Source organism: uncultured Tateyamaria sp., assembly GCF_947504105.1.
In the GTDB taxonomy this organism is placed as follows: domain Bacteria; phylum Pseudomonadota; class Alphaproteobacteria; order Rhodobacterales; family Rhodobacteraceae; genus Tateyamaria.
In genome coordinates this window covers 1-3,573 of the sequence record NZ_CANNGP010000099.1, presented here as the reverse complement: position 1 = coordinate 3,573, position 3,573 = coordinate 1, and the positions used below count along the sequence as shown (strand labels likewise).

Sequence of the window (3,573 nt, the reverse complement as noted above, 5' to 3'; positions counted from 1 at the left end):
GGCTTAGTATTTTCGAGGTTTCGGCCATGAAGTGCACACCGGCCTGAACGATGATGTCTGCCTCGACCTCGCTGGCCTTCATCGCCAGCTGCAGGCTGTCACCGACGAAGTCGGACACGCCGTGGAAGATTTCGGGCGTCATGTAGTTGTGGCCCAGGATGACGGCATTCCGCTCTTTTTTCAGCGCATTGATCGCTTTGATGTAGGGCGCGTAGATCGCGAAGTCCGGTGGCGTCACTACGCGGTCCATCCGCGCATGGATGTCCTGCATTTCGCTGGCCAATTCAGGGGAAGGCATCAGATCATAGTGATTTGCGAGTTTGGTCGCTATGTTGGGTTGAGAGACATTCATATCGGCAGCCCTGCCTTGCGCATGAGGGTGGAAAGTTCGTAGGTTCTATCCGTGTCCAGTTGCCCTTTGAGGAAACGCCGGATTTCCGGGAGCCGGGTGTCGGTGAGATCGGCCAGCGCCTTTGGGCTATAGCCGATCCGGGACAATCGAGCGTCGAGATCATCGAAGCCTACCGAGATGGTTTCTTCAACGATGTCACGTGTGACCTGATCTGCCCCCATGCGGTAGGCATCGGTGAAGGCGCGGTTCAGATGCTCGGCAAATTGCAGCGGCGTGGACAGGCGCTCTGCCAGATATTCTTGTGCGGCATCTTCAAAGACATCTGCCGGGTCAACACCATCCGCAAGGCATTGTCGCAAAAGCCAGGACACGAATTCTCGGCGTTCATCGCCAATGCTGCTGAACTCGAACTTAGTGGTGCGGTGGCCGATTTCCTCCATGGTCGCCCGGCGCAAGTCATTCTGAAGCCGGGGATGGCCGACAAGAACCACAGAAAGCGATCCGCCACCTGCACTGATGACCTCCCGAAGTCGTTTCAGACCGTTCAGCGTATGGCCGTGCAGATCATGGGCTTCGTCTATGAAGAGAGCGATTGGCTTCTTGGCCTTTCGCACAGCCTCCTGGAGCAGCCGCTCCCGTCGTTCGGGCTGAGTGGGGACCTTCATGTCCGGATCACCCGTGATGTCGAGGAACAGGGCTGTGATCAGGGCAGGCAGAACAACACGCGGCTTGTCCACGGACAGGCTGCGTGCCACGATGATCTTCTTGTCGGCAGTGATCTGATCCTGAAGGCGGTTGATCATCACTGTTTTGCCAGCACCCACAGGGCCGGAAATGGCGATCAGATCCCCGGCCATGATGGCAGCCATCACATCCTCGCGGAACTGGACCAGCCGCTCGGTTTCAAAATACCCGGCCTGGCTCCACACACGCTCGATGTGGAAATGCTGCATGACATGCCTGTTTAACACCTGCTCGTCCCTCTTTCTTATTTCCCGCGCCGGAAGCGCTCTTTGACGGTCGTTTCAATCTCGACTTTGTTTAGTGTTCGGCCGACCAATTCGCCGACGAAAGTGCGGTCATCCGGTGAAAGCTCAGCCAGAGGCCGATCCAGAAGATAGGATATGCCGCGCCGCGCACTGAGCTCGTTTTCATAAGCAATCTGCCCCCACGGGTCCGGATCGGTGAATTTGACTTTGGGCAAGGGCACCACCTCAGCCGGGGCGACCTCAAAACTGGAGCCACTCAGCGCTGCGCGCGGTAGGCTGATCTGTTCGGCCAGCTTGGCCACCGCTTCGGCGCGCTTTTCTCGGGGGGAGGGTTTGCGTTTGCGATACCGGTGCAGCGGAATTGGCCCACCTTCCGGCCGATAAGGGCCATACCGCTTGTCATTCCATTCCACGAATAACTCGTGATCGAACAGGCCCCACCATAGCAGCACCTCTTCGCCCGCCAGATCGCCGTCGACCTCGTAGAATGCTCCGTCAATCGACACCCGCGCATCAGCAGCAACCTTGCGGCGTTCCGGTTCGCGGGCAAAGGCGCAGAAGCGTTCCCAGGAACACATCTCACGGATGCCGGTTTCAGGGAGATTGGCGATCCAGTCCTCGATCCGGCTGTGCGGTTCCCGGCGGTGGGGCTTGTCATTGTATTTGCAGATGAAGTTTCTCAGCCAGAGATTGGCCTCCGCTTCGGTTTCAGGCTTGTGGAAATGATACAGCGTTTCATGGGCTTCTTTCACGGTTCGGAATGGACGCTCCACCTTGCCCTTTGATCGAGCGGTGACGCGGGAACCGTCCGATCCGGCAGGCATGTGGGTTTTCCAATCCACGCCAAGCCGCTCCATCACAGTCTGGAACACCAGGCTTTTCGCAACGGGACCGTTGTCGAGATAAATCATCTCGGGAATGCCCTGGAACTCTGTATCTTCCTTCGGGGCCATGGCATTGAAGAGGAAACGCAATGCGCTTTCGGCGTCTTCGCCATAGACGCAACGGTATTCCTGATAAGATGTGCCCGAGCGATCATCCACAACGCTGTAAAGCATCATGGTTGGTTGGCCACGCTTCGGGTCCACCCAAGCCGGTTGCGCGATAAGTTTCAGGTCCGATGGGCTGATGTCAAGTTGCCAGCAGGCATTGGAATGGCGGGCCTCAAAACGCACGGCGGGCGTCGCCCGGATCATTCGTGGCCGATCGTATCCCCATGACCGCAGCCACCGGTTGACAGTTGTAGGTCTGAGCAAGCCTTTCGCCGGTTGTACATGTCCATCCGGCGTTTCCACCCCATGTTCTTCCAGAACCTCAATGGCTCGATTGGTCGAGAGATGTCGCCCCTTCTTATTGTTGCTTCGCATCTTCAGTGCAGCAATAATCTCGCAATAGCGTACCATCTCTTTCTCGGGGACACCCCGCGGCTTGCCACGGTCGGCCCGCCGAAGGCCTTTCGGCTGATGAAGACCTTTCAACGCCCGATATACAGTAGACGAACTGACACCAAAGAGATCCGCAATCCGGCCAATTTCTTCCCGTCGAGCGGCTGACCGCGGCGGCAATCCCGCCAACCGGGTTCTCAACGCCAACAGCGTCTCGACCGGAATGCGAATGCCTCTATTTACCATCGGCAAACTCATCCACATAGGCATAGAGTGTGGCCCGCGAAATGCCCATCAGATTGCAGATCTCCGGGATCGTGTGCTCACGGGAATGATAAAGCTGGACTGCGTGGGCACGCTTCTTGCGATCTAACACCTTTTTTCGGCCCCCCTTACGCCCGCGGGCTCGTGCCGCCGTCAAACCAGCCTGTGTGCGTTCCCGGATCAGGTTGCGCTCGAACTCGGCCAATGCGCCAAATATATGGAAGATGAGTTGACCACCGCTCGATGTGGTGTCGATGGATTCCTGAAGGCTTTTTAGACCGACACCCATTTCCTTCAGTTCTTCGGCACGGGCAATCAAATCCTTGAGAGACCGCCCCATCCGATCCAGCCGCCAGACTACTAGCGTATCGCCATCCCGGAGTTGTTCCAGAGCTTTGGCCAGACCTGGGCGCTCGCTTTTGGCGCCACTCACTGTGTCGTCGAAAATCCGCTCACAGCCTGCGGCTCGCAGTGCATCATGCTGCAAGGCAAGGTTCTGATCTTCAGTCGAGACACGTGCGTAGCCAATGAACATGAAAAGCCGTCTGAATAATCATTCCGATTGATCAAACCCATACGGTGA

General features: G+C 57.2%; 4 protein-coding genes. All 4 read right to left on the bottom strand.

Translation table 11 applies throughout. The features are described 5' to 3' along the window. Positions 1–352, bottom strand: a 352-nt coding sequence (nadA, locus tag Q1A75_RS23410) for a quinolinate synthase NadA (protein WP_299593385.1), incomplete at its 3' end; no start/stop codon positions are given. Further along, complete coding sequence (locus Q1A75_RS23405) at positions 349–1,305, bottom strand: AAA family ATPase (protein WP_299551833.1); 957 nt, start codon at positions 1,303–1,305, stop codon at positions 349–351. The genes nadA and Q1A75_RS23405, both read right to left, overlap by 4 nt. Positions 1,306–1,340: 35 nt before the next feature. Then, positions 1,341–2,951, bottom strand: coding sequence for an IS481 family transposase (locus tag Q1A75_RS23400; protein ID WP_299551839.1), 1,611 nt, complete (start codon positions 2,949–2,951; stop codon positions 1,341–1,343). 10 nt (positions 2,952–2,961) lie between these two features. Further along, complete coding sequence (locus tag Q1A75_RS23395) at positions 2,962–3,525, bottom strand: recombinase family protein (protein WP_299551836.1); 564 nt, start codon at positions 3,523–3,525, stop codon at positions 2,962–2,964. Between the last annotated feature and the right edge of the window lie 48 nt (positions 3,526–3,573).

What these genes read in the sequence shown, in the direction of transcription:
- Q1A75_RS23405 (WP_299551833.1), bottom strand. Translation starts at nt 1,305, where the DNA reads ATGCAGCATTTCCACATCGAGCGTGTGTGGAGCCAGGCCGGGTATTTT.
- Q1A75_RS23395 (WP_299551836.1), bottom strand. Translation starts at nt 3,525, where the DNA reads ATGTTCATTGGCTACGCACGTGTCTCGACTGAAGATCAGAACCTTGCC.